The sequence below is a fragment of the Acinetobacter sp. LipI_19 genome (genome assembly GCF_058242925.1).
This window is the reverse complement of the sequence record NZ_JBZAYK010000001.1, coordinates 2,595,334-2,618,298: the sequence shown is the minus strand read 5'-3', so window position 1 is coordinate 2,618,298 and position 22,965 is coordinate 2,595,334. Positions and strand designations below refer to the sequence as shown.

Here is a 22,965-nt window from a genome sequence, read left to right as displayed (position 1 = left end):
TAATTCAACCAGCTTGAAAGCATATAGATCACAATTGCGAGTAAGAATAATCCTATTAAAATCAAAATATATATAGGTATTCTGCGATTTTCTTTAGCTTTCTCTGACCTTTCTTGAGAGCGTGTTTGGCTTTTATTAATTAGCATATTAACCTCTAAAAGTTTATAAAGCTGCTAATTGTATCTTGTGCTTATATTTGCATTACATTGTGAATATATGTAGTGCGATGGTTTGGTGTGCCCTCGAATTGGAGGGCTAGAAGTATTAACTAAAAATTTTCAAAATAGATTGGATGACCACAACGTTAACTAGATCAATAAAAAATGCGCCAACAAGCGGAACAATCAAAAAAGCTTTGTGTGATGGACCATACATATTAGTAATCGCCTGCATATTTGCAATTGCGTTAGGGGTTGCACCCATTCCAAAACCACATAGACCCGAAGCTAAAACTGCTGAGTCATAGTTTTTTCCCATAACACGAAAAGATATATATACTGCAAATAACCACATCGTAATAGACTGAGCAATCAATAGTATAATCATTGGAACAGCTAAATCTGCTAATTGCCAAAGCTTCAATGAGACTAAAGCCATCGCTAAAAATAGGGCAAGCGCAGTGTTGCCAAACACGTCAATTGAACGATCAAATATCGGTTGCTTAAAGCCAGTTTCAATCACGTTACGAAGTAAAATGCCACCACCAAAAGCCCATACAAAAGTAGGTAATTCAAACGCAGTACCAAGAGTTAAGTTCTTCATAATCTCTGCAAAAGCCAAAGCAAAAGCAAACATTCCCAAAGTTATAATAGCGTTATCTGCTGTAATGAGACGAACCTTTTGCGGGGCTTCAAATGCATATTCACTATCTGTCAATGGTGCACTTTTATTGTCTTGACGTACTTCTGTATTTAAAGGCGAAGCCAATTGATGCTTGCGGATTAAATATCGTGCTAACGGTCCACCCATTAGACCGCCAACTACCATACCAAATGTGGCACTTGCAATTCCCATAGGTAATGCACCTTCAACGGCATATTTTGATTCGAAAATCGGTCCCCAGGCACCTGCTGTCCCCAAACCACCGATTAAAGCAATTGAACCCGCAATTACGCCCATAAGAGGATCTAAACCAACCATCTTAGCGACAGCCATACCTACACCATTTTGCACTAAAACAAAGATAGATATTGCGATCAGGAAAATAACTAAAGGTTTTCCACCTTCTTTTAGCTTTACGAAATTAGCACTTAATCCAATTGATGCAAAAAACATCAACATGAATGTATCTTGCATCGGCTTATTTATTGAGATTGTGTATCCCATAAATTGATGAATTATATAAAAAATAATTGCGCCAACCAATCCGCCTGCCACGGGTTCTGGAATATTGTATTTTGTTAAAAAGGGAATATATTTGTTTAAAATACGTCCTGTATATAGAACCAACACAGCTAGCATGAGCGTATACGTTGGATTAAGTATTAAATCCATTAAATATCCTTAATTATTAGTTTGTTGTGCTCTATAGCATTGTGATTTAATTTAACAGATTAAGATGAAAACTATTAATATAAACTACAGAATAAATGCACTGTTCAAAGATAAAGCGATGTATTTCATACTTCTAATGCATTTTTATATTTTTCTATGCATTTTTTGCATAACAATTTACATAACTATGGAAATATCTTGGAATGATCAAAGTATCCAAGTAAGGTTGCTGATCGCTTATATTTAGATCATTTTTCCAAATTAGAGACAATTCATCTTTATTGTTTTGTACAGTTGGCTTTATGTAGAAGTATGGCTATTTGTTATAATTTTCGGATTTGTTAAAATAGCAATATTAAGGAATTGAAGCCTAATCTCTTTTTTATGGTAGCTAATACACTATGATTTAAAATTAATTAAATCATATAGATATAAGATGGTTGTTGTGGCCACTCTGCATACCATTTTAATAAAAAACCTTACTTCCGTGAGGGCAGTTGAAATTTAATGTATAAAAAATAGAGAGACAGTAATATTTAATTACCAAACTAAATTTATTACTCGCTATATCTCAAATAATGCTGAAGGATCAAGACTGACTGTTCTCAGCTAAAATTTACTTTCCGTAATTTTAAAGTTTATCTCAAACAAACTTTGAGAAATTTTATTGAAGAGATCCTTTACCATATTAGAACAGTTTGCCCATGAAGAGATTTACAACAAGAATTTAGCAAATCAAACTCAATATTTAAAAATATTGTCGCTAGGTGGTAGGGAGTAAGCTTATGAAAAAATTAAATTATTTTGTAGAGATTAAAACATAAAGTGTTTTAGCCTCAAAAAGTAATGATCGCTTTAAATTTGAAGAAGAAGATATACTCTGTGTGAATATGATAAATGACTGATGGATACTTTAAAAAAGTATTAAAATTAATAATTATCCTGAAACAACTTTTGTGATTTATTCAAAAGAAAGATTAGGTGATTTGATCTTATAAATTTGAAAAAAGATTGGGAAAAGTTCTGTTCAATATTCTAAATGATGCTGTGAGACTAAATCTCTCATGTCATGAAGCATAATTTTATTCAAATAACATTGAAAAATGAGATTTTAATTAAGCATAAAATAAATTTTAAATATTTTTTTGTTTGCATTGTTATTTTTAGTTCAATCCTTAGAGCTGAGGGCGCAGGGGATCCTAAAAAGCATAAATGAGTAGTCAACTATAAGTCAGCGAAATATAACATGTGTCTATCAGTTTTCTTTTAGTCGAATGATTAAGCTAAGTATTTATAGATTTTAAATTTTCGTATCAACATGCATATTGGGTGTTTTTCACCGATTAAAAGAAAGCTCTAATAGTTGTTATATATTGCCACTGACAAGTAAAATCAAACCCTAGTAAAATAGTAGGTATTCCTCCTGTTACCGAATAATCGGTTTTTGCCTGTATTCTTTCCCCAAAGATGCAGGTTTTTTTTACCTCATTGTTTAGTTTTTTCTGTATATCATTTCAAATTTTTTGTGTTGAAAATCATAGAAATCACAAGAATTTAGAATTTTGCTCAAAGTTCATAAAGTAAGCCTGAATGCGGTAGTATAGTAATTAACGACAAGAGTAGTCATTATGATGAATGAAACATTTAAATATTTGTATACCCATGTGGGTATATTTGGTTCTTTACCTACACATAAAGTGTTTAAAAGCGATAAAAGTGATAGAACAAAACTAATTTTTGCTGATAATACATTTGTTTATAGTTTAATTTCTTCTTGGGCTTTGAGTAACTCAGATTTTGATAGTGGAAAAGAGACGTGGAAAGACGAGCCAGCAGATTATTTAGAAAATGAAATAAAAAAATTAGCTATTTATAAAGCGAATCATCCCTTATTTATCACTGAATTGTAATTTTATATTGTAGCTAGAATTAACTCGCAGCTGTTTAAAGATGGTTTGAATACCTAGCTAAAAGCTTTAAGATTGTCTTGCAGAAATGCGAGGCATTCTTCATCTCTTAATTTTTCTTAATTCGCCAAAAAAATGTCATAAATGGGTGTTATATTGAATAAAACAAATGAGGGGAGCTAACATGAGCATTAATCTAAAAGAACTAAACAAGCAAATTGCTGATTTTAAAGAAAATAAGGAGCCACAAAAATTAATTATCGGCTATAAAACTTATTCTAAATTGATGAAAGAGAGTAAGTTTTTAGATAAAATTAGCAAAGACGCAAATGATCCAATGATTAGATATTATAAAGAAATAAAAATAAAAATAGTGACCGAAAAGCATTTTTTTGAGATTGAGTAACTGATCGAGCTTTATGAAATCATTTGTGCGCAATAAAGTTGTGAGTCAAGTGCTTAAGATGTCATTTTAATCCCAAAAATTGATAAAGATATTTATGTATTATTCTAGAAAGGCTGTCATCAGACTAAAATGATAATTCTTATTTAACATTTTAAAAGTAATGGTGATTTGGAAGGTCTACATTTTTTTAATTTTGGTCGCAATAAATATTGAAAATTCCACCTTATTAATGTATAATTAATGTACAAAAATAAAATAAGGTGATTACATGATATATAAATCTATAAACATCGCTTTTTTCTTCTTTATGTTTATTGTTCTTACTTTGCTTATACATTTATTTGGTAATATCCCTTCAGGGTTATGGGTGTATAAGTAAATACAACTGGATCTAAAAGCTCATCAAAAGATGGGCTTTTATGAGTTTTTTAATACTAAATATATCCAGAAAGATGTTGTGTTTATGTTGACTAATTAGCTGAATTGTCTATTTAAATTATTCTTTCTAGTTATAAATTTGGAATGCCACCTCGTCTAACCACTGTTAAGTGTCAGTGTATAGAGATGCCTAAAAAGATTAAAATATAGTTAATCTAAAAAATGATATTCTTCTGAGAAAAATTGTAAACATATATAAAAGTATAAAAATTGTGTGAATATAGCTGTTAAATCAGTCTTTTTAGTATATATATTTAATAATAGTTGTAATCCTTATCTTTAAAGCGTATAAAGTCACTTCGTTGATGCGGGATGGAGCAGTCTGGTAGCTCGTCGGGCTCATAACCCGAAGGTCGTTGGTTCAAATCCAGCTCCCGCTACCAACGAAAAAAGATTTAAAGTTTATAGCCTAGTTCGCTTCATGCTTACTAGGTTTTTTTATGTTTAAAATTTAACAAGATCAAACTCTAAAGTTATAGAAAAAGACGGCATGAAAGTGGGATAAATTAAGCCACTAATTTATTTTTTGTATTTGAAGATAAATAAAATAATGGTATTTATTGAGTTTTCACTTGTGCTTACATTTTCTATGGTCCAATCTAATCTATACAAATTGCCTGCTAAATATTGGAAAGGAAAGATATCGATTGGATATGGTATTGGATATTTTGAGGGGGCTGTCGGTGATAATTATCCACATCGTCATCACGCACATCAATTAAGCTTTGCAAAGGAAGAGGGAGAGCGTGTTCAGGTTGTTTATGAGGATGGAGATAAATGTATAATGAGTAGTGGGGTGTATATCGCAGCAAATACATCACATCATTTGCGACCAGGAAACTACTGTTCGATTTATATTGATCAAACACATTTCCTTGCAGATGTCATACAGCATTATTTACAAGGGTACCTACAATCAGACTCGCCCATTCGGGTATTGCCTGAAAGTCTGGTGATTATACTTAGAGAATTCTTTCTAGAACAAAATCATGCTATTGAATCTTTTCAAAAACTTATTAGTTATTGTAGTCAGAATGACTTCAAATATCAGAACATCAGAGCAAGACATCTTTCAGAATATCTTATTCTCAATAATCAAAAGAATTTAACAGTTAAACAAATTGCAGCAAAGCTCAATATCTCAGAAAGCCGTTTTAGTCATTGGTTCAGTGAAAATTTTGGTATTTCTTATCGTAGTTATCGGAAGTGGATACGCTTATTGCAAACCTTACAAGCAATAGAGCAGGACGTTAATTTAACAAGCATAGCTCATCAATCACACTTTTCTGATCAACCACACTTTAGTAGAACGTGTAAACAAATGTTTGGTATTCAACCCTCATTATTAAAATTTATTCCATTCATTGAACAGATGCCGATATTAGTAGTGCCATATAAACCATATTAACAAGACATTATAGCGGTTTCGTTCAATTTTTAGGGTATTCCAATCCGCATACTACTGAAGCGTATTATGATGATTGGAGTAATAAGTGAGCGCTTTTTTTAAAATATCTCTACAATATTTATTTTATCCGCTTTGTATGATGTTTACAGTATGGATCGTGATGTTGGTCGTCTCTGGGCAAATTCCGTATTGGCCAAGTTCAATAATTTTAATCTTACTAAGCGGTTTACTGATTGCATTGGTTGAATATTATTTGCCTTATCAACCCAAATGGTTAGATACACATCAAGATTTTCTTACAGATATAGTTCATGTAGTTTTTAATTTATTTTTGATTGTTTCTGTAGCAAAAATGATAGAGTGGTTGGATCTTTTTAGATTTATTCCTCGTTTATGGCCTGACCAAATTTCGGTATTTTGGCAGATTATAATTGTTGCTTTAATCATTGATTTTGGACTTTGGTTCATGCATTACATGAGCCACAAGTATCGATTTCTATGGAAATTACATGCGATTCATCACCATTCACGTCGGTTATATTGGTTAAATGCTGAAAAGAGGCATCCGCTGAGTGCAATTGTCCTTGCTGGGCCAAGTTTAACTGTATTGGCTCTTTTCGGGGCACCTAGTTTGCTGATTGGATGTTGGCTGATGTTTATGGCTGTACATTTGTTTTTCCAGCATGCCAATGTTGATTATCGGGTGGGTCCTTTAAAATATATTTTTGCTGTTGCCGAGGTTCATCGTAGTCATCATCAACATGGTCTTGGTCGTAAAAATTTTGGAGAAGTTTTTATATTTTGGGATATTATTTTTGGAAGCTTTTTTTATGAAGATAAAAAAGTTAAACATGATCAAGTCGGAGTGCGTATCCAAATACCAAATCAATATCTGGCTCAATTGCGCTGGCCTTTTAAAAAATAATCTTAAAGATGATTTTTACTTTAATCCCTACTAGCCAAAACTAAATCACTTGTTAAAAGTGATTTAGAAAGCTTAAGTTACTTGGCAAAGCTCTCGTTTGAGAGCTATTTAAGTAGATAAGTTCCTCTTTAAGCTTAAAAGAAGTTAAATATATATAAGAAAGCTTGATTATTTTTTTTTTTCCTGTAAAGTAAAGACAACTAGAAAAAAGTCATGTTTTGGTAAATCTTCTCTAAGTATCGCAGTTTTAGTCATAATCCTTCGTTTTATTCAGATTTTAAGTTCAATTCTTTATTATTTTCGACGTTATCACTAGTCATAAAATGACTTAAAATTTTTAAATTTCAGTAGGATTGATTATGTCAAACTCAAATGTTGTTAAAGGTACTGTTAAATGGTTCAACGAAACTAAAGGTTTCGGTTTCATTCAACAAGAGTCAGGTCCAGACGTTTTTGCTCATTTCAGCGAAATCGCTAACTCTGGTTTTAAAACTCTTGCTGAAGGTCAACAAGTTGAATTCAGTATCACTCAAGGTCCAAAAGGTCCTAACGCTGTAAACATTACTGCTCTATAATTAGTAGTAAGTTAAAAAAAGCACGATATCGTGCTTTTTTTAGCTGTGCATTTTTATTTAAACTAAAATTTATACATTTTAATTATTTCGATAAAATTTTCTATTCTATTAGGTATGTTCATACTGAATCACAATGTCCATATCAAAGATCAATTAGGTCTTCAATACTATATCTAAGCCACAGTTGATGGTGATTTCGGCAATACCCAATCTTACTCTAATTTATGCTTTATCATAATTAGGGTAGAAGATATTTGCCAGATTTTGAAATGATTTTTCAATGTACTTTAAGTGGAAAATTATATAAATACATTCCCTTTTTATGAACATTCCATCTCTGTAATCATTCACTTATCCTTGAAAGTTTAAGCATATCTAACGATTTGATGTATGTGCCTAGACTTTTACATTCTGTGGAATGTGATGCTGTTCCACTTATCGCTCAGGAAAAAAGAAACCTGCATCATGCAGGTTAGTTTCGAGTTTCTTTATTGTCATATAGACCACTCTCTCCAATGGTCATCGCTACTATACATCTGCTCACTAATAATAAAAACGCAGTAAAATAGTCGAGATAAATTTTGATAATCGTTAGGCTCGAAATGATAATTCGATTTTCTACTTTTAATTTCAATTATTTAAAGTAAATTAGCTGTGATTGGCTTTCTGCACTGGTTGTGTCGAGTATGTTACTGTTGCTTATTATTTTTATCTTCTGGACAATATTTAGTGTACTAAGTGCTGATTAGTACCTTAATTAAGCATCATATTTATGTTCTTTTGAAATTAAACATTCGATGAAGGATCTTGAAGTAATACTTAATTTATATAAATTAAGCTTGCATCACAGTTTTTGTAGATCCAACTACTTATTGTTGATTATTTTTTATACATTTTATAAGAAGGTTAAGGCTGATTTAACTTTAACTTTACATTGTTATTTTACTAAAAATAAATAACAAAAAAACCTTAATCAGCGCAAAATTAAGGTCAAGCCTTACAAAAATATCAGGCTTTTGTATTGAACAATAGCATCTTGAGAACATAACCGGATTTTAAGCTTATAGATTAGAAACTATAAAATTGAACCTTATTAGCCAAATTTTATTACGATGACAAGTAAAATGAATTTGTTAGATTAATTGATGGGTACCAAGGAGATGAATGTAAGGAAAAAGTTAATTTTAGCAGTGTAATTGGTTGAGGCAACTTTAGAAGGTGACCATGTCACAAGAATGTTAATCAAAATTTTAGTTGGCTTTCTGATGGAAAGTGGAACTGTGAGATGTGAGGATTATTTACAATTTATTCAACAAACGAAAAAATATTTGATTGAGAATTCCAACGAGACCAGTGAATCTAAAGTAAAAATAATTGAAAGTATTTTTTGATCTTCATCTTGATGCTTTAAAGGAGATAAAAGGATAGATATGAAAAGCGCTGAATAACATCTAAAACGATCTTTTGGGTAAACACTTAAAATGTAAGTAAATAAAAAAAATAATAACAATTGAATGTTTTTGCAGTATATTAAATCGCGTTCGATGAACAAGCATAAATTTAATAATCATTGAATGTTTAGGTACACAGTTTTAGCTATTTTTTAATTAATTTTTAAGGTGTTTTTTATGAATAAACTCGATATAAATGTAAAGGATCAATTTGGTACGTGTTATGCAGTAGAAGCAACATTGGATGATGTTGTGGTAGATCCAAATAAAACCCATGAACGTATAAAATATATTATTGTTGAAAATGAACTTTTACGGCCTAACTTTGAAATGCTCTTTGAAAGTACTAAGAACGGAAAAATTTATAAGATACTGGAATCTATAGCTTAAATATGACCACCTGCGGGTGGTTTTTTAATTGATAAAATTTATATTTACATTCTTGGATTTATTTAAAATTATCATGATCAGTATCGTTTGAATAATCAAGTCGACTTATGCTGTGATTAAAAAGTGAAGAAAAACTTACAAATCATAGTGGTTATATTTAAAAAACCTACTTTATTAGTTTTGTATATTGAACGAAATTGGGTTTATTGATTTTGCCAGACTTGATAGCAACTTTTGCAATAACAGCAAACATGACTTTTTATTAAAAAATAAACGAGTAGTTAAGTGAATCAGTCTGAGATTTATTGATCAATTATTTATAAAATGTTTACATTATAGATATTCAAATTTTTATTTCTTTAGGATTTTATAGTTATTATCAACTATTAATCAGATCATTTTATATATTCTCATTTTTTATTTTTATTACATAGTTTAGTTAAAATAATAAATAAAGATTGATATACTGGATTTAAATTGTTGTCTGACGCTTACGTTATTCATATTCTCCTAAACATACCCTCATTTTAGTGAGTGTATTTCTTTGATACTTTGGATGTTTTTATGATATTTTGAAGTTAAGATCATGGACCAACAATAAGTGTCTTCTGAGTGGTTCGGCTTCTCATTCATAATTCTTTTAAACATATATTGAATAAAGGTTGTATTTCTCGTCTTTAAGGCGTATAAAGGTGCTTCGTTGATGCGGGATGGAGCAGTCTGGTAGCTCGTCGGGCTCATAACCCGAAGGTCGTTGGTTCAAATCCAGCTCCCGCTACCAACGAAAAAAGATTCAAAGTTTATAGCCTAGTTTGCTTCATGCTTACTAGGTTTTTTTTATGCTTTTAAATCAGTTAGCTTCATAAATTTATAATCAAAGTGCAAATAAATGCTGTGAAAAATTTTCAATTGAAGGCGCATTTCGAGGTTGCTGTATAAGTTAAAATAAAAATAATATGTAAAGCACGCTTTACATAGTGCGCTATTTGATCTAAATTTGTGTAAAGTTTACTTTACATGAGTACCGTATGAAAAAATATAGATCTCTGATTGAGTTTAGCGCATCAATACTGCTTTATATTGTTGTGCTTATCTGTACATTGAATTATTTAAAGAATGATAATATCCGTTATTCAACACAAATTTTTGTGACATTATTGCCTATAATTCCCTGTATTTTGGTGGGCTGGAGTGTGCTCAGGCAATTAGCGCGCCTAGATGAAATGCAACAACACATCCAATTACAAGCTTTTGCGCTTGCATTTGTGGGTACCGCACTCATCACATTTAGCTATGGATTTCTTGAAAATATTGGCTTTCCACATCTTTCTATGTTTTTGGTATGGCCTTTAATGGCAACGCTTTGGGGTGTTGGTATTGCAATTGGGAGTTGGCGTTATCGATGAAAAATATCTTATCTGAATTGAGAACGCAGCAAGGTTGGTCTCAGCAACAATTAGCAGAATATTTGGGAGTTTCTCGCCAGACAATTAATGCAATTGAAAAAGAGCGCTATGATCCTAGCTTACCTTTGGCCTTTAAAATATCTAAATTATTTAATTCACCCATAGACGTAATTTTTAAAGATGAATAGAATTTTATAGATGGGTTAAGCTTGGCCTGGGCAGAAATTTTTGACCACTAAAAATAGTATATTTAAAGCATTATATTCTTAGCCGTTAATAAATTTAGCTCAAGTATTCAACACTTTTCATGGAATTTGATCTGTAAAATGGGTAAACGAAGCCTGACGTGAGAGGAAACTTACAAAACTTCGTGCTAGACCGTAAATTGTTAATGAAAGCCCACATTGAGAGGGCTTTTGTTTGAAGTCTTTATGTAAATTAATACTTATAAAAGGCATTTATCTTTTGCTTAAAGTTAATTTATTCCTAAAAACTGGAATGGTTTTGAGCTTTTAAAATAAGAGTTTGATTTTCCAGAATAGGTTATTGCTTGGTCTTTACCTAAAGCCAGTTTTTTGGTTTGCCCATCTTTGAAGTTAATCTCTTTTAAGTCTACCCAAAAAATATTTGGTGATACAGCAGATTCAAAAAAGTAAAGATTTCTCTTATGGTCAGCGACAGTACGCCAACGCGTAGAAGAAATATTTGGTTCTTCTGCGGTATTTAATCCAAATGGAACAGAGACATTTCTGATCACACCAAACACACTTGCGATAGAATGTTCTGATGACGCTTTTTTAGGTATTGCATTGATATAAAATGAAGCTCTTGCAAAGCGATCTGAAGCACGATTGGTTCCGGGTAACATGATTGTTCCGCCAATTTGCTGCCAATAGCTATTGAGCGCTAATTGTTGATCAAAGGTTGGGGAATTGGTCATTACTTGATATTTACGGCTATGATGAATCACTTGTTTACCGCCAATATACTCAATAATTGCACTATCACCCGTTGCATCCGATATAGAAAGATGTAGAGTCGTTAAACGTGTATCACCTGGCACAGTATCTGTAACAACTATAAAAGGTTCCTTTTCTAAAGCATGTACTGCTTCGTCTACAGTTGCATAGTTGTCTAAGACATATTGAGCCCATAGAGAAATACTCAGAGGTGGTTTGCTATTCTTCTTAGTATCTGGATAATCAGATTCTACTAACCAAAGTAAGTTAGCCACTAAACCTTTTTCATTCATGCCATCTGTTGTGGCAACATCATAACCTGTTGCAACGACGCTACCATATTTAGCCGTCCATTGAATAGAATTCGGACCAGCTAAGCCTGTACGTTTGACATTACTTGGTAAAATCCATAAATCTGTCCCTACGTCTTGTTTCCAATCCATAGAACGTGCTGTAATCACTTCATTGTCACCTAAATATACGACACGTGTACAAGCAGTGGTAACTTCTGCTGCGACGAGAATTCCCGCGGCAAGTAATATCTTTTTCAAAGCATTATTCATCATCATTTCCTCTTAAAAAACGGTAAATTAATGTCCAAGACAGGGGCTTGTTGTCGAATATCCCAATGGAAGTTATTGCATTTATAATTTTGTTCAAAATAACTGTAGTCAGTTGTTAAATTTAGATTTCGATTCAAAAATAGAAATTCGATATCCTGTATATACATAGGCAGAAATCGTTTTTCTCCCCTCAAGGTCATTTTTGAAGCTAAATTCCAAGGTGAATCAAAATTGTATTTAAAGCGAGAACCTCTAAAAAACCATTCCATACGCTACCTATGTCTGTAGATTGATTTAAAGTACTAACTTTTGCTTTGGGTTTGGTGCAATGCATTCCAATTTTAGGTTCTATAATCGGCTTTGGTAGATTTTTGAAGCTAAAGGCAGGTGATATGTGTGCTCGATAGTAAGTTCCAGAACTGACCTGATCTAATTGATTATTTATAGAGATCGGTAAGTATCTTGTTTGTTTTTCTTGAGACGGTTTTATAATTTGTTGGTTAGCATAAATCCCCCATTTTCCCTTAATTAGTTCGGCATGTGCCATAAATGAATGGTCTAGCTCTTTTACTATTTCTTTGAAACGTTGATCAATATTATATTTAATTTCCTCTTTTTTGATTGGCTCATCCACATCTGGGGCAAAGGTGTATAAGTTAAGATTTGACTTTTCATGACTATCAAAGGAGTCTATGAAGCTTTCAGCATAGACTATTTTATTTAAAATAATACCAAATATCATATATAAATAATTATTAAATATCATTTAATTTCAAAATTTTTATATCATAATGTTGATGAAATTATTTTATTTAAGATTTTCTACATTAATTTATTAAAAATATTAATTATTGTATTTATGTTATGGTCATCTATGCATATAATGAAATATAAATTTAGTGGCTAATACTAAAAATATTAAGTTTATCTTAGAATTCAGATTTTTAAATAAGTAATGGATTCTACATCTGTTTCTAAAGTATTTATTTTAGGGGCACATTTTTAATGGACATTGTCTAAACAATATTTATGAATTTTTATTGTAAAAATAAATATAAACCAATGATATTAATTTTTAAATATACCTTGATACATGTCGCTACTATCTATTCAGTTCATAAAGGTGCATGTTAAATGTACCATTAATATGAATGGTAAAAAAGAGATATCACTATGTCAAAATTTAACAAGCAAGTGAGTAGCAATCAGGGTAAACAACCTGATGCTAATGGTCATCAATCTCAAGCGCCACAGCAACAGTCAAATAAGGATCAGAATAAGCAACCTGACGCTAATCATGCTAATTCACTTCAACTACAGCAAAAGAAAGTTGAAGAAAGATGAGTGCAAAAAAAATAGCACTAGGTGTTTCAATGCGTGAAGAATAAATTGTAAGGATGAAACTTCTTTCAATTTATTAAGGAGTTAAAGTAATGATTAAGAAAGTAACGGTACATAAAATGTATGCAGAATTTCAACAGTTTCCAGTTATACAATATATAGGTGAATATGATGAGTCATTTAATTTAGTTAGGCTATTCAATTCTTTCAATCAGGAATTAATCAGAATATTTGGAACCTATCAGTGGACTTTAATTGGCACTGATGAGGTTTTTTTTGTAGAAGAAGATCCAGCCTTTCAACAGAGAACACTCTAATCATATTTCGTGATATATAGTGAATATAAATGTTAGACTTGCTATATTTGTTGAAGGGAAGTATTTTTTATAAAAAGAGAATTTTCAGTTTTATGTTCAATAGGCGGAGTATGATCAGCTGTTTAAAAACTAGCAATTATTAAGTTTTATGATGTCTAGCCCAATTTTATTTTGTCTAGGATCAATGAATATCTTTTCTTGTTTATTATCTAATAAGATAATTAAAAATAGGCTTACTGTGGCGTCACTTATTTAGAGTTGAGTGTATAAATTTTTTAATCTGGTTATATAGGTCTATTGAGGCTCTTTACAAATATGAAAAATCAAGATGTACGTCATTTTAAGACGCGATGAGATTGAATAAAAACTGAATTAGTATTGTAATGTGTTCTCATTATTTTCAGAATCAAAGACTATGGCTAAAAAGCAAATAATTACATTTGATGATTTTACGCGTGAACAATTAATCTATTCGTTGAAAAAGTATGTATTAAAGGAACTAGACTTGGATCTAGGAAATTTTCCAGCGCAGTTTTTGTTTGATTTCATCGTAGAAGAATTTGGTCATCACTTTTACAATCAAGCACTCAATGATACCCATGAATGGTTGGCAGAAAGATTTGCTCATCTCAATGAAGACCTATTTTTATTATCTAAAGAAAAGGCAATAAAGTAAAATACGTAAGGTCTTAAAAATCATACTTTGAAAGCTTAGTGTTATAAGACAGGGTAAAGTGAGTGTTTAATGACAATTCATACTGAGAATTTTTTAGAACGCTTAAAGTAGAGAATTGCTGACCAGTGAGCATGGACTAAAACGGCCACACTTTTTAAACAAGTAAGTACGTCATTGCTTACTATTACTTTAGTTCAAGCACGCTTCATTTTTTTCAAATTGAGGAGCTATAGTTGAAACTAAGCAAGATGAGAATTTCGAATATTTATCCAGTTATTTTGCTTAACTCAGTAAGATGACCACGCAGAAGACTTTTTTGAATCATACTTACTCGACTTTTACGACAGGCATTTTATATAGACGATACCTGATAAAATGTTCATTGCTTAGTGTGACTTCACCATCTAATTTAAATCCAAGTGAGTAGATCCCTTTTAAATTTTTCCGTGTTGGCGGTAATAAAATTGTGATTGATTCAAAACCCATTTCGTTAAATGCTTTATTTATTATTTTATCAAAAATTTGTTTGCCAATTCCCCAATAATTAGGATGCAAAACTAAAGCTAAGTCAGCATCTCCATGCTCATATTGTAATCCTCCCCAACCTGCAAATTTGCCATCAACAATAAATGCCCATGGGCCATAGCCGTATTGTGTCCACTGATTTTCTTTATCATTGACCCACGCAATACATTGATCTTCATTAAAAATAGTCCCTTTGGCTAAGGGCATTTGTTTGAGGACGCGATCATTTGTGTTTAATTCAATAATCTCGGTCTTACTGACATTACTTAAATGGTCAAACTTGATCTCCACTATGATCCTCCTTAAATACCAATTGTTTGGATTCCTTCGATTGATTTTATAGTTTAATGCTTGATGGGGCGTATTTTAAATAATACAAAGCATAATGCGATTAAGGGCTAATATTTTACTGATTAAAGTCAATTTTCTAAATGATTTGTGCTATGGTTTCTCTAATTTTACTTTAATTGCATGATTGATTCGTTCAAAATTCGGCTTGGATTTAGTCTATAAGTTCGTTAAGAAAGGTTTTAACAAAACTCCACTTAAGGCTTCACTATGAATTAACCTTGTTTGATTCGTGCTTATTTGTTGTAATCTAAATTTATGTTCTACATTAAATACTCCTTTAACGACTACATTTCAACACCAGCTGACCTCTTTGTTTTCTTGTTTTTCTAACACAATCATATTGAAAGACATTTTATTTATTGCATTATTTTGTATGCTTAGCTTGATCTTACCAGCTTTTTGAAACGCTCCAAACACGTTTAGGATAAATGGATTCCAATTCTTATAATCTTCAAAATTTGTAAGATTTTTCCAAAAAATATCAATGGGTACATGGATCAAAACTTCGGTTGTTATTTCAAATTTCATGTTAGCTTTTTCAACTGGTTTGTATTTTAATCACCCTACACTTGTTTCATCTTTTTAATATCGCTAAAATCAACGCTACTCAATTGATAGCTAAAACTAGTCAGTAAAATAATAATTATTGGAGTTTTTTGTATTGGATATTTAGCTCTTTCCAATCTTTTATACTTGAAAAGTAATCACCTTAAATTATTAACTCAATATTTGAATCAAGAGAAAAAATAATTTAAACAATATCTTAGTTTAAAATATTATAAATTTAGATCAGTCATCTGAAGAAAATTGAACAATAAAAACTATAAAATTAATGTGATTTATGTCATGTTATTTAAATTTAATTTGAAATTATATGCGTTTTTGTATAGTCTTTATCTGTGTTTTACGTCTTTATACAGGTAATTGTGATGATTTTTTATGATTGGGAGCATATTTTTCCTGAGCGTGCCAACGAATTTAAAAATTTTTTAAAGAGATATTTGATCGAACATCAAGCTGAATATTTATTAGAACAAAAAACATTTGTATATGACAGTGATTGTGATGAGTTTTTTGAGTCAGATATTCAGGAATTTTATAAAATTTGGTTAATGGCTTAAAAAAAATAAACTAATATTCAAGGCTTAAAAGCATTCAAAAGCCTGATAGAGTTTTAGGCAAGTAAAACTCTGCTGTTCAATTGATTTTCCTTTATAGCCAAAAGTATTGTCAAAAATTAATAGTTTCTTTGACTTTAATCGCTTTTAAATCAACCAAAAATCCCTCTTGTAAATAACATCTATTTTTGTAAATTATAAAAAACTACGGTTGATAGAAAATTGTAGAGCTTTTTGTTCTAATTTTACAATTAAATACTTTGTATGGTCTATATTTTAATAATTTTATTCTTAATATTGGAGTGATGCTCATCTTAAGGCATGTCTAGTATATTGGTGAAAAATAATATAATAAATATATTGATAAGTAGTGTATATATGGAAATATATTGTCTATGGAACATTGATTTTTTATTTTATTTAATTTTCAAATCATTGTATTTGAAGGGTTTTATTGTTTTTAAATTATGATGTTTTAAATTGATCTATAAATAAGTATTTATTTATATTTCTATTCATTGTTTTTATTGAATATAAATTCATATTAATAAATTTTTGTGTTGAGTTAAATATTTCACTTGTGAAGTAATATAGAGGTAATTATTTGTTTATATTAAAAAAAGTTACAAATTATTATAATAAAATAATATTTTATTATAATTTTGTGGTATTTTTTAAACATGAGGGTGCTTTAGAAGTGGCTCATATTATCTCTTTTTAATAAAAGGCACATATAAATGGCTAAAATTGACTTAACAGCTTTAACAGAAATTGACGGATTCACAGCAGCAGCGCTTGTAGATAGTACAAGTGGTTTATCTTTAGCAGCACATGGAACAGGAATTGATTTGGAACTTGCCGCTGCTGGAAATACTGAAGTTTTAAGAGCTAAAATGAAAACAGCAAAAGCTTTAAATTTACGCGACACGATTGATGATATTTTAATTACATTAGGAAAGCAGTATCACTTATTGAGACCACTTGATAGAAACAGTAGTCTATTTTTATATTTAGTATTAGATCGCCAAAAATCTAATTTAGCTATGGCGCGACATGAACTTAGAATTTTTGAAAAAGAATTAGATTTCGCTTAAAATATAGACTTGGCTATTGCTTCAATATTGTCGTGATAGCCTTGTGACGATATTTAAATTGAAAAATTGATAATAATTAATAGTAAAAGTATTGTTTAAATATTAAAGTTTTATTAAAAAATGAAAATTAATTAGTCTCAATGTTTTTTTAAAGTATTTTGATGAGTTGAGAGGCTATTTTAATTCTCAAGTTTTTAGAAAATAAAAATATCATTTACAAATATAAAAAAATATCTTTAACCATAAAGTTGCAGCTAGAATGAGCAACGTCATGTTTGATAAATTTTGATCACGTATGATCAAGAACATCCTCGATTATAAGGCTTTAATCATATTTGTTATGCTTATTGCATTAGGACTTAGCATTTTAATCAGATTACTCAGAAAAGCTGAATTTCCTTTTCAAAGAATGGTCACATTGAAAGGGAAGGTTTTGGTATTCAGATAACTGAAAATTTAAAGTACACACAGTCTAGACAGTATCCCACATGTTGAAAAAGTTAATTGAATTATAGCACCAGCAGGGAAGCTTAGAAAAAGTGTGTAGATCACGTGGAGGGGGAAGTCATTGTAAAAATCCTATAGCTGTTAAGTATAAGAATCCATATACGAAATCTGCTATAAATAGATGCTTTTAATGATTTATGAGAGACAATATTATCGATAAAATATCAACAGAATAGACGATTTAGTAGGTCAAATTTATAAGACCCTTTTTAACGAAATATTGTAATTTAGATTTTTCATGTTTGAACGAGCGATAGATATAATCAATCAAACTTTCCTATTATCTACTCATAAAAAAAATATTCAATTTAATAATTGCTGTCATATCGTTCAATAATGTTGCTACATCTTGCAGATCTAAATGCATCTGACTATATTAAAACTACAGTAGGTCGCTAAGACGCTACGAAGTAGTTGGACAGATCAATGACGGCTTATTGAATTTGTGACTCCAGTTCAAATAAAAAATAAGCACTAGCTTTCCAACATAAAAAGCTCGCAGAAATGCGGGCTTTTCTTTTTGAAATGTCATGAAATAATTGAATTTGGTTGTATTTACACAAAGTATTTAAAGTAATTTATTGATTTATAAATATAAAAAACTATAATGTAGCTATTTTTTAACATTGCCATAAAATCTAACAACTTCAAAATAATTATTGCGTGATGTCATGGTATAAGAAAACAGTACATAAAAAAGAGGACACAAAAATGACTGAAATGATTACAGTAAGGGTCAAGGATCAATATAGCAATGAGCTGAATGCAATGGCTTGGTTAAACAAGCTACAAGAGCATGAAGACACAGAAAATTTATCTTTGTTCCAAAAAATTGATCACATCATTGTGGATGGTGAAAAAATACTACCCAGTATTGAATTGCTTTTTGAAAGCAAGGAAAGTGACAGCATATATCGTATTATTGAACAAGTGAGTTAATTTTGACCATGAATTAAAAAACGTGTTGGCTGAAAGCTTAACACGTTTTTATTTGTCATCGTTTTTAATAGTCGGATAAAATTAATTAAGCAGTTTTAAAATGATTAAGTACCACAGCAACAAGGTGATACAAAGCCAAACGATTTTGGTTGGCATGTTGAATTGCATTTTTTTCAATTTTTAACTTATCTTTAAGCGTCCCAAGATAATAGCTTTCAACCAATATATGTTGAGAAGAAATAGGATCATTTTTGATGCGTAGATCTTTTTGATATTTAATATTGGATACAGCCGTTAAACATTGTTCAAAAGTTGGATAAAAATTTGAAAGTTCTAAAGCTGTTTGATTTGTCGATTTTGTAAGATATTGCGTCATAATTGTCTAATTATTTTAAATAATAGGTTGGCTTTTGATTCTACAGAATGCTTGTAAAACAGACAATTTGATTTTGTAAATAGATATGAATCTTTGGAAGTTGTTTAAAATCATAACAAAAAAATTTCTAGTTGAGCTGATTTGAAATAATATCCCCATGCTTACTAAACTGAGCATACTCTTTAATTTATTAAAATTTGTCATTGTCTCTAGCTTATTTTGGGTATCATTAGTTCAATATAAAAAACCAAATACCAAACTGGATAAAAGACTTAGAATGACGCTAAAAGCACTAAATTTGTCATTCTAAGGGGTTAAATTGAAATCAATATTTATGATTGCTTTAAGATGATTGTAGGTGTTGTAAGGAATAATTGATCTGTTGCATAGTTAGGTTTAATTCATGTGGCGAAATTCGACTTTCTTGAAGCGCGGTAATCCATTGCATTTGGCAAAATTTAATATCTCGAATGGATTTGGCCTGTTGTATTTGTATTACCAACTGTTTTGTCATCAGTCCACAATGAGTTTGTAGAAGGGTAGACATTTTTTGCTTGATGTCATCAAAATTTATATAAATGAGCTCAGATGTAGATTCAACATATGTTTCTTCTTCAGATATTACTGTGTTGGTAGCATGCGTAGTGGTATGTGAATTTGCTGATTTTGTATTTTCATTCAGATTTTGAGTGATAATACTTTTTAATTTATCAACTTCTTTTGGGAAAGGTAGGGGAGTAAGGTTAGTGCATTGATTTAAATGATGTAAGTGTTCTATCTTGAATGATTCAGGCGTTATTTTTGTCTTCATTTCAGATGAATGATCAGCATGATTCTGAAAAATTAAACCTAACTCTTCAAGTTGCTGAATAAGTTCTGGTGTTGCGAGTCTTTGTTTGAGTGGACTCTTTAAAATTTTAAAATCATCAGTGCCAATCAGAAGTAGTAACTGTCTTTGGCGAGCAGTGAGTTGAAATGAGCGGTTTTTTAATGCCTGAATTCCCAAGTCAGTTTTAAAATAGTGATCCATGAGTCAAATTATTCCCCAATAAATTGACCCTAGAATAAAGAATGAAAATTACACTAATATGACTTTCTTGTTACAAATCACAAGCTTAAAGTGTGACTATGTTTGCATTCTCTAAAGCCTTGCGTAAATATGGATCAAGCTCATCTTGACGAAGTAACCATTGTACATAGTCTTTAGGTAATTCTGAAATAGCGGTACCACGGTGCTTTCCAAAGTTAATACTACGTGGGATACGTGCATCTTCTGAAGCTTCATATAATTCTTCAATTGTTTGAATTTTCAATTGATAAATAATATGCATAAGGATGTTTGCAGTTAAAATAATATCTGCATCAGCACGATGCGCACCTTTTAACATTTCACGTGCTTTTTCGCTGCCTTTACTTATCATATAGATCAGTGCTGATATATTGTGTGCTTCAGCATCAGGCCAAACAAGACGAGCAAGCGCAAGTGTACAAATGGCTTTGATATGAGCTGTATCTACGCCACATTGTTGGATTGCGCGAATATCATAGTCAATATTGTGCCCAATGATGTAAAGGGTTTGTTGAGGAAGTTCAAAACAGGAAAAATTTGGTTGATTCGTAAGATCTGATTCTAATATATGATGAACAGCCATTGAGCCGAAAGAAATCTTTTCATTTCCAATACTGTAAAGCTGATCGAACATTTGTTCACGATCTAGACTCAATTTCCCTTCTTGAATTTGAATCGGCGCATAAGCAATTTCAATGGGTAAGCCATTGAGTGTATGAGTCTCAGTATCTAAAATGATTGCTTGCATGCCTTTGTTCCTCAACCAATATATAAATGGAAAGCTTCCTTAAACTAGCTTTTTTAGGCCCTAAATACAATTTAAAGTCATATAAATTCGAGATCAACATTGGATTTTGCTTAAATCCTATTCAATTATGGTTTTTAAATACATGCAGTCGGAAAAATATTCAAATTTAATTGTCTTAAATGCATTAGGCTTCTTTGATAAAGCTTTTTTAAAACTATAAATCAATATAAAAATCCCCTCATCCTAGCTTTCTCTTAAAATGAGAAGAAATTTTCAATACCAAAAGTCTTCACCCAACATGATCATTTTTTTATCTATCAAGGGGGGCTATGGGAATAAGGTGAAAAATACAAATAATTAGGGGGAAATCAAAGTTGTATTCTATTTTATGTTTTAGTTTTTGTGTGTCATGTAACACTTCCCAACTGTAGTATTTACATTAATTGATAAGAAAGTTGTTTGGCTTTATTTAAGTGCTGAAGAGCTACAGGTCTTTATGATATTGAATCAATGTTTAAAATCGGGATTAAAAAACTTGCTTAACATTTTTTTTTGACGTATTGATAAAATAATTATACGCTTAAGCTCGTATAAATTAATTTTAAAAAATTGTGTTTTAAGGATAACTCACATGAAAAAAAAATTATTAACGGTTTTAATTTTAAGTTCTGGACTGGTTTTAACAGCATGTAAGAATGGTGGTAGTGGGGGAGGTTCATATGAATCGCCGTCAAATACTGATGTAAATAACATTACAAATCCTGTTGTTGGCACACCTACAGCATATAGCAAGACTGATTTTACTGCTGTTGCTGCAGATAGTGTGGTGATGACGTATAAGATGAAGGGAGTGAAGGGCACAGAAGTACAAGCAACGTCATTGGTATTTACTCCTAAAACTGCGCCACCAGCTTCAGGTTGGCCAATTGTGGTTTGGGCGCATGGTACAACCGGTGTCGCTGATATATGTGCGCCAAGCCGTAATGAGACAAATGTTTATATTAAAGGAATGATTTCTAAATTCCTTGCGGAAGGCTATGTGGTTGTTGCACCAGACTATGAAGGTTTAGGGGAGCCAAGTGGAACTGAACTTCATCCATTCTTAAATGTAAAAAGTGAAGCTTATTCAATTACAGATGCTGTGGTTGCAACACGAAATTGGTTAGGCAATAAAGCTTCGAAACAATGGGTGACTGTTGGACACTCGCAAGGTGGTCAAGCTGCTTTGGGGGCTGCACAATACGCAGATCGTGCAAGCTTAGATTATAAAGGTACGGTTGCTGTCGCACCTGCGTCACAACTGAATTTGATCCTAAATGCTGGAGAATCTAGCGTGGCAAATGCAACGCCTGATAAACAGATTCCAGTTTATGCATCTTTAGATACGTTTACCGCTCTGATCGCGGCAGGCTTACGTAATGCAAACCCAACTTTAGACTATAGCCAAGTCTTTAAAGTGCCGACTGATGCGATTGCTAAACAAGCAGAATCTGTTTGTTCTTCTCAACTAGGCGATAAGTTCGGGGGAGCAATGGGACAGTATGTTGCAATCAATGGATCATTGAAAAATTATCCAAGAAAAACAGATACATTTATGTCCCTACCTGTGGTTCAAACTTTCTTGAATAAAGATTCTCAACCTTTACAAGTTCAAGTTAAAACGCCTGTAATTATCTACCAAGGTGGAGCCGATACCACTGTACCTCAAGCGGCAACAGATACCTTATATGGTACAGCTAAAGCACTGGCAACACCTGTGAATTATATTACCAATCCTGCTTGGGATCATAGTACAGCTTATGCCTTAAATATCGATAATATTGTGGCTGATGTAAAAGGAATGTTTGCAGCACAATAACTATTTTAAATTGTAGGTTTTAGCAAATGGCTTATGTTTTCAACATGAGCCATTTTTATTTAAAACGGAGTAAACTTCATTCTGTTTAATTACAAACTTCATGCTACAATACGCGCAATCTTAG

Annotated in this window: 23 protein-coding genes, 2 tRNA genes and 1 pseudogene; 18 read left to right on the top strand and 8 right to left on the bottom strand. The window is 31.3% G+C overall.

Annotation, left to right across the window (positions count from 1 at the left end):
• Nucleotides 1-264 precede the first annotated feature (264 nt).
• The gene (gene gltS / locus AC4CVF_RS12765; protein ID WP_490789562.1) at nucleotides 265-1,494 is read right to left on the bottom strand and encodes a sodium/glutamate symporter; all 1,230 of its coding nucleotides are present in this window, start codon (nucleotides 1,492-1,494) and stop codon (nucleotides 265-267) included.
• 588 nt (nucleotides 1,495-2,082) lie between these two features.
• Here gltS and AC4CVF_RS12760 point away from each other — a divergent pair.
• The 11 genes and pseudogenes from AC4CVF_RS12760 to AC4CVF_RS12710 form a co-directional block, all read left to right on the top strand.
• Nucleotides 2,083-2,265 (top strand): annotated as a pseudogene (locus AC4CVF_RS12760) (IS5/IS1182 family transposase); the annotation flags it as partial.
• A gap of 857 nt (nucleotides 2,266-3,122) precedes the next feature.
• Nucleotides 3,123-3,404 (top strand): hypothetical protein, encoded by a 282-nt coding sequence (locus AC4CVF_RS12755; protein ID WP_336953886.1) that lies wholly within the window; start codon nucleotides 3,123-3,125, stop codon nucleotides 3,402-3,404.
• A 181-nt stretch (nucleotides 3,405-3,585) separates the two neighbouring features.
• Nucleotides 3,586-3,807 carry a hypothetical protein gene (locus AC4CVF_RS12750; RefSeq protein WP_336953885.1) on the top strand — a complete coding sequence of 74 codons (222 nt, stop codon included), beginning with the start codon at nucleotides 3,586-3,588 and terminating at the stop codon, nucleotides 3,805-3,807.
• A gap of 744 nt (nucleotides 3,808-4,551) precedes the next feature.
• Nucleotides 4,552-4,628, top strand: a tRNA-Met gene (locus AC4CVF_RS12745).
• 206 nt (nucleotides 4,629-4,834) lie between these two features.
• Nucleotides 4,835-5,653 carry a helix-turn-helix domain-containing protein gene (locus AC4CVF_RS12740; protein WP_336953958.1) on the top strand — a complete coding sequence of 273 codons (819 nt, stop codon included), beginning with the start codon at nucleotides 4,835-4,837 and terminating at the stop codon, nucleotides 5,651-5,653.
• Between the two features lie 85 nt (nucleotides 5,654-5,738).
• Entirely contained in the window at nucleotides 5,739-6,578 is an 840-nt protein-coding gene (locus tag AC4CVF_RS12735) for a sterol desaturase family protein (protein ID WP_490789561.1), read from the top strand.
• Nucleotides 6,579-6,937: 359 nt separating this feature from the next.
• Complete coding sequence (locus AC4CVF_RS12730) at nucleotides 6,938-7,153, top strand: cold-shock protein (RefSeq protein ID WP_336953883.1); 216 nt, start codon at nucleotides 6,938-6,940, stop codon at nucleotides 7,151-7,153.
• 1,628 nt (nucleotides 7,154-8,781) lie between these two features.
• Nucleotides 8,782-8,994: a hypothetical protein gene (locus tag AC4CVF_RS12725; RefSeq protein WP_336953882.1), complete on the top strand. Its 213-nt coding sequence runs from the start codon at nucleotides 8,782-8,784 to the stop codon at nucleotides 8,992-8,994.
• A 704-nt stretch (nucleotides 8,995-9,698) separates the two neighbouring features.
• Nucleotides 9,699-9,775 (top strand) — tRNA-Met (locus AC4CVF_RS12720).
• A 247-nt stretch (nucleotides 9,776-10,022) separates the two neighbouring features.
• A complete protein-coding gene (locus tag AC4CVF_RS12715; protein WP_336953881.1) occupies nucleotides 10,023-10,400 on the top strand; it encodes a hypothetical protein in 378 nt (125 codons plus the stop codon).
• Nucleotides 10,397-10,588 (top strand): helix-turn-helix transcriptional regulator, encoded by a 192-nt coding sequence (locus tag AC4CVF_RS12710; RefSeq protein WP_336953880.1) that lies wholly within the window; start codon nucleotides 10,397-10,399, stop codon nucleotides 10,586-10,588. The genes AC4CVF_RS12715 and AC4CVF_RS12710 overlap by 4 nt, the downstream gene beginning before the upstream one ends.
• A 287-nt stretch (nucleotides 10,589-10,875) precedes the next feature.
• On the opposite strand, the gene AC4CVF_RS12705 is transcribed toward AC4CVF_RS12710, so the two are convergent.
• Together AC4CVF_RS12705 and AC4CVF_RS12700 are read right to left on the bottom strand one after the other, a co-directional pair.
• On the bottom strand, nucleotides 10,876-11,922 hold the full coding sequence (locus AC4CVF_RS12705) for a linear amide C-N hydrolase (RefSeq protein WP_336953879.1): 1,047 nt from the start codon (nucleotides 11,920-11,922) through the stop codon (nucleotides 10,876-10,878).
• A gap of 208 nt (nucleotides 11,923-12,130) precedes the next feature.
• A complete protein-coding gene (locus tag AC4CVF_RS12700; protein WP_490789560.1) occupies nucleotides 12,131-12,688 on the bottom strand; it encodes a hypothetical protein in 558 nt (185 codons plus the stop codon).
• 407 nt (nucleotides 12,689-13,095) lie between these two features.
• Between AC4CVF_RS12700 and AC4CVF_RS12695 the strand changes: the two genes are divergently transcribed.
• The 3 genes from AC4CVF_RS12695 to AC4CVF_RS12685 all read left to right on the top strand — a co-directional run bounded on the left by AC4CVF_RS12695 (nucleotide 13,096) and on the right by AC4CVF_RS12685 (nucleotide 14,256).
• Nucleotides 13,096-13,266 carry a hypothetical protein gene (locus tag AC4CVF_RS12695; RefSeq protein ID WP_336953877.1) on the top strand — a complete coding sequence of 57 codons (171 nt, stop codon included), beginning with the start codon at nucleotides 13,096-13,098 and terminating at the stop codon, nucleotides 13,264-13,266.
• 89 nt (nucleotides 13,267-13,355) lie between these two features.
• Nucleotides 13,356-13,580, top strand: coding sequence for a hypothetical protein (locus tag AC4CVF_RS12690; protein ID WP_336953876.1), 225 nt, complete (start codon nucleotides 13,356-13,358; stop codon nucleotides 13,578-13,580).
• Between the two features lie 415 nt (nucleotides 13,581-13,995).
• Nucleotides 13,996-14,256 (top strand): DUF2164 domain-containing protein, encoded by a 261-nt coding sequence (locus AC4CVF_RS12685; protein ID WP_336953875.1) that lies wholly within the window; start codon nucleotides 13,996-13,998, stop codon nucleotides 14,254-14,256.
• Nucleotides 14,257-14,583: 327 nt separating this feature from the next.
• Here AC4CVF_RS12685 and AC4CVF_RS12680 read toward each other — a convergent pair whose 3' ends face one another.
• Together AC4CVF_RS12680 and AC4CVF_RS12675 are read right to left on the bottom strand one after the other, a co-directional pair.
• Entirely contained in the window at nucleotides 14,584-15,072 is a 489-nt protein-coding gene (locus AC4CVF_RS12680) for a GNAT family N-acetyltransferase (RefSeq protein WP_419328632.1), read from the bottom strand.
• 351 nt (nucleotides 15,073-15,423) lie between these two features.
• A complete protein-coding gene (locus AC4CVF_RS12675; RefSeq protein WP_490789559.1) occupies nucleotides 15,424-15,660 on the bottom strand; it encodes a hypothetical protein in 237 nt (78 codons plus the stop codon).
• Nucleotides 15,661-16,061: 401 nt separating this feature from the next.
• On the opposite strand from AC4CVF_RS12675, the gene AC4CVF_RS12670 reads away from it, so the two are divergent.
• From AC4CVF_RS12670 to AC4CVF_RS12660, 3 genes are all read left to right on the top strand, one after another.
• Complete coding sequence (locus AC4CVF_RS12670; protein ID WP_490789558.1) at nucleotides 16,062-16,253, top strand: hypothetical protein; 192 nt, start codon at nucleotides 16,062-16,064, stop codon at nucleotides 16,251-16,253.
• Nucleotides 16,254-16,987: 734 nt separating this feature from the next.
• Complete coding sequence (locus tag AC4CVF_RS12665) at nucleotides 16,988-17,344, top strand: roadblock/LC7 domain-containing protein (protein WP_490789557.1); 357 nt, start codon at nucleotides 16,988-16,990, stop codon at nucleotides 17,342-17,344.
• A 1,218-nt stretch (nucleotides 17,345-18,562) separates the two neighbouring features.
• Complete coding sequence (locus AC4CVF_RS12660; RefSeq protein ID WP_336953870.1) at nucleotides 18,563-18,790, top strand: hypothetical protein; 228 nt, start codon at nucleotides 18,563-18,565, stop codon at nucleotides 18,788-18,790.
• Between the two features lie 85 nt (nucleotides 18,791-18,875).
• Here AC4CVF_RS12660 and AC4CVF_RS12655 read toward each other — a convergent pair whose 3' ends face one another.
• The 3 genes from AC4CVF_RS12655 to AC4CVF_RS12645 form a co-directional block, all read right to left on the bottom strand.
• Nucleotides 18,876-19,166, bottom strand: a complete 291-nt coding sequence (locus AC4CVF_RS12655; protein ID WP_336953869.1) for a hypothetical protein — start codon at nucleotides 19,164-19,166, stop codon at nucleotides 18,876-18,878.
• A gap of 343 nt (nucleotides 19,167-19,509) precedes the next feature.
• Nucleotides 19,510-20,196 (bottom strand): hypothetical protein, encoded by a 687-nt coding sequence (locus AC4CVF_RS12650; RefSeq protein WP_490789556.1) that lies wholly within the window; start codon nucleotides 20,194-20,196, stop codon nucleotides 19,510-19,512.
• A gap of 85 nt (nucleotides 20,197-20,281) precedes the next feature.
• Nucleotides 20,282-20,983 (bottom strand): 3'-5' exonuclease, encoded by a 702-nt coding sequence (locus tag AC4CVF_RS12645; protein ID WP_336953867.1) that lies wholly within the window; start codon nucleotides 20,981-20,983, stop codon nucleotides 20,282-20,284.
• A gap of 631 nt (nucleotides 20,984-21,614) precedes the next feature.
• On the opposite strand from AC4CVF_RS12645, the gene AC4CVF_RS12640 reads away from it, so the two are divergent.
• The gene (locus AC4CVF_RS12640; protein ID WP_419328635.1) at nucleotides 21,615-22,841 is read left to right on the top strand and encodes an alpha/beta hydrolase family protein; all 1,227 of its coding nucleotides are present in this window, start codon (nucleotides 21,615-21,617) and stop codon (nucleotides 22,839-22,841) included.
• Nucleotides 22,842-22,965: the final 124 nt, after the last annotated feature.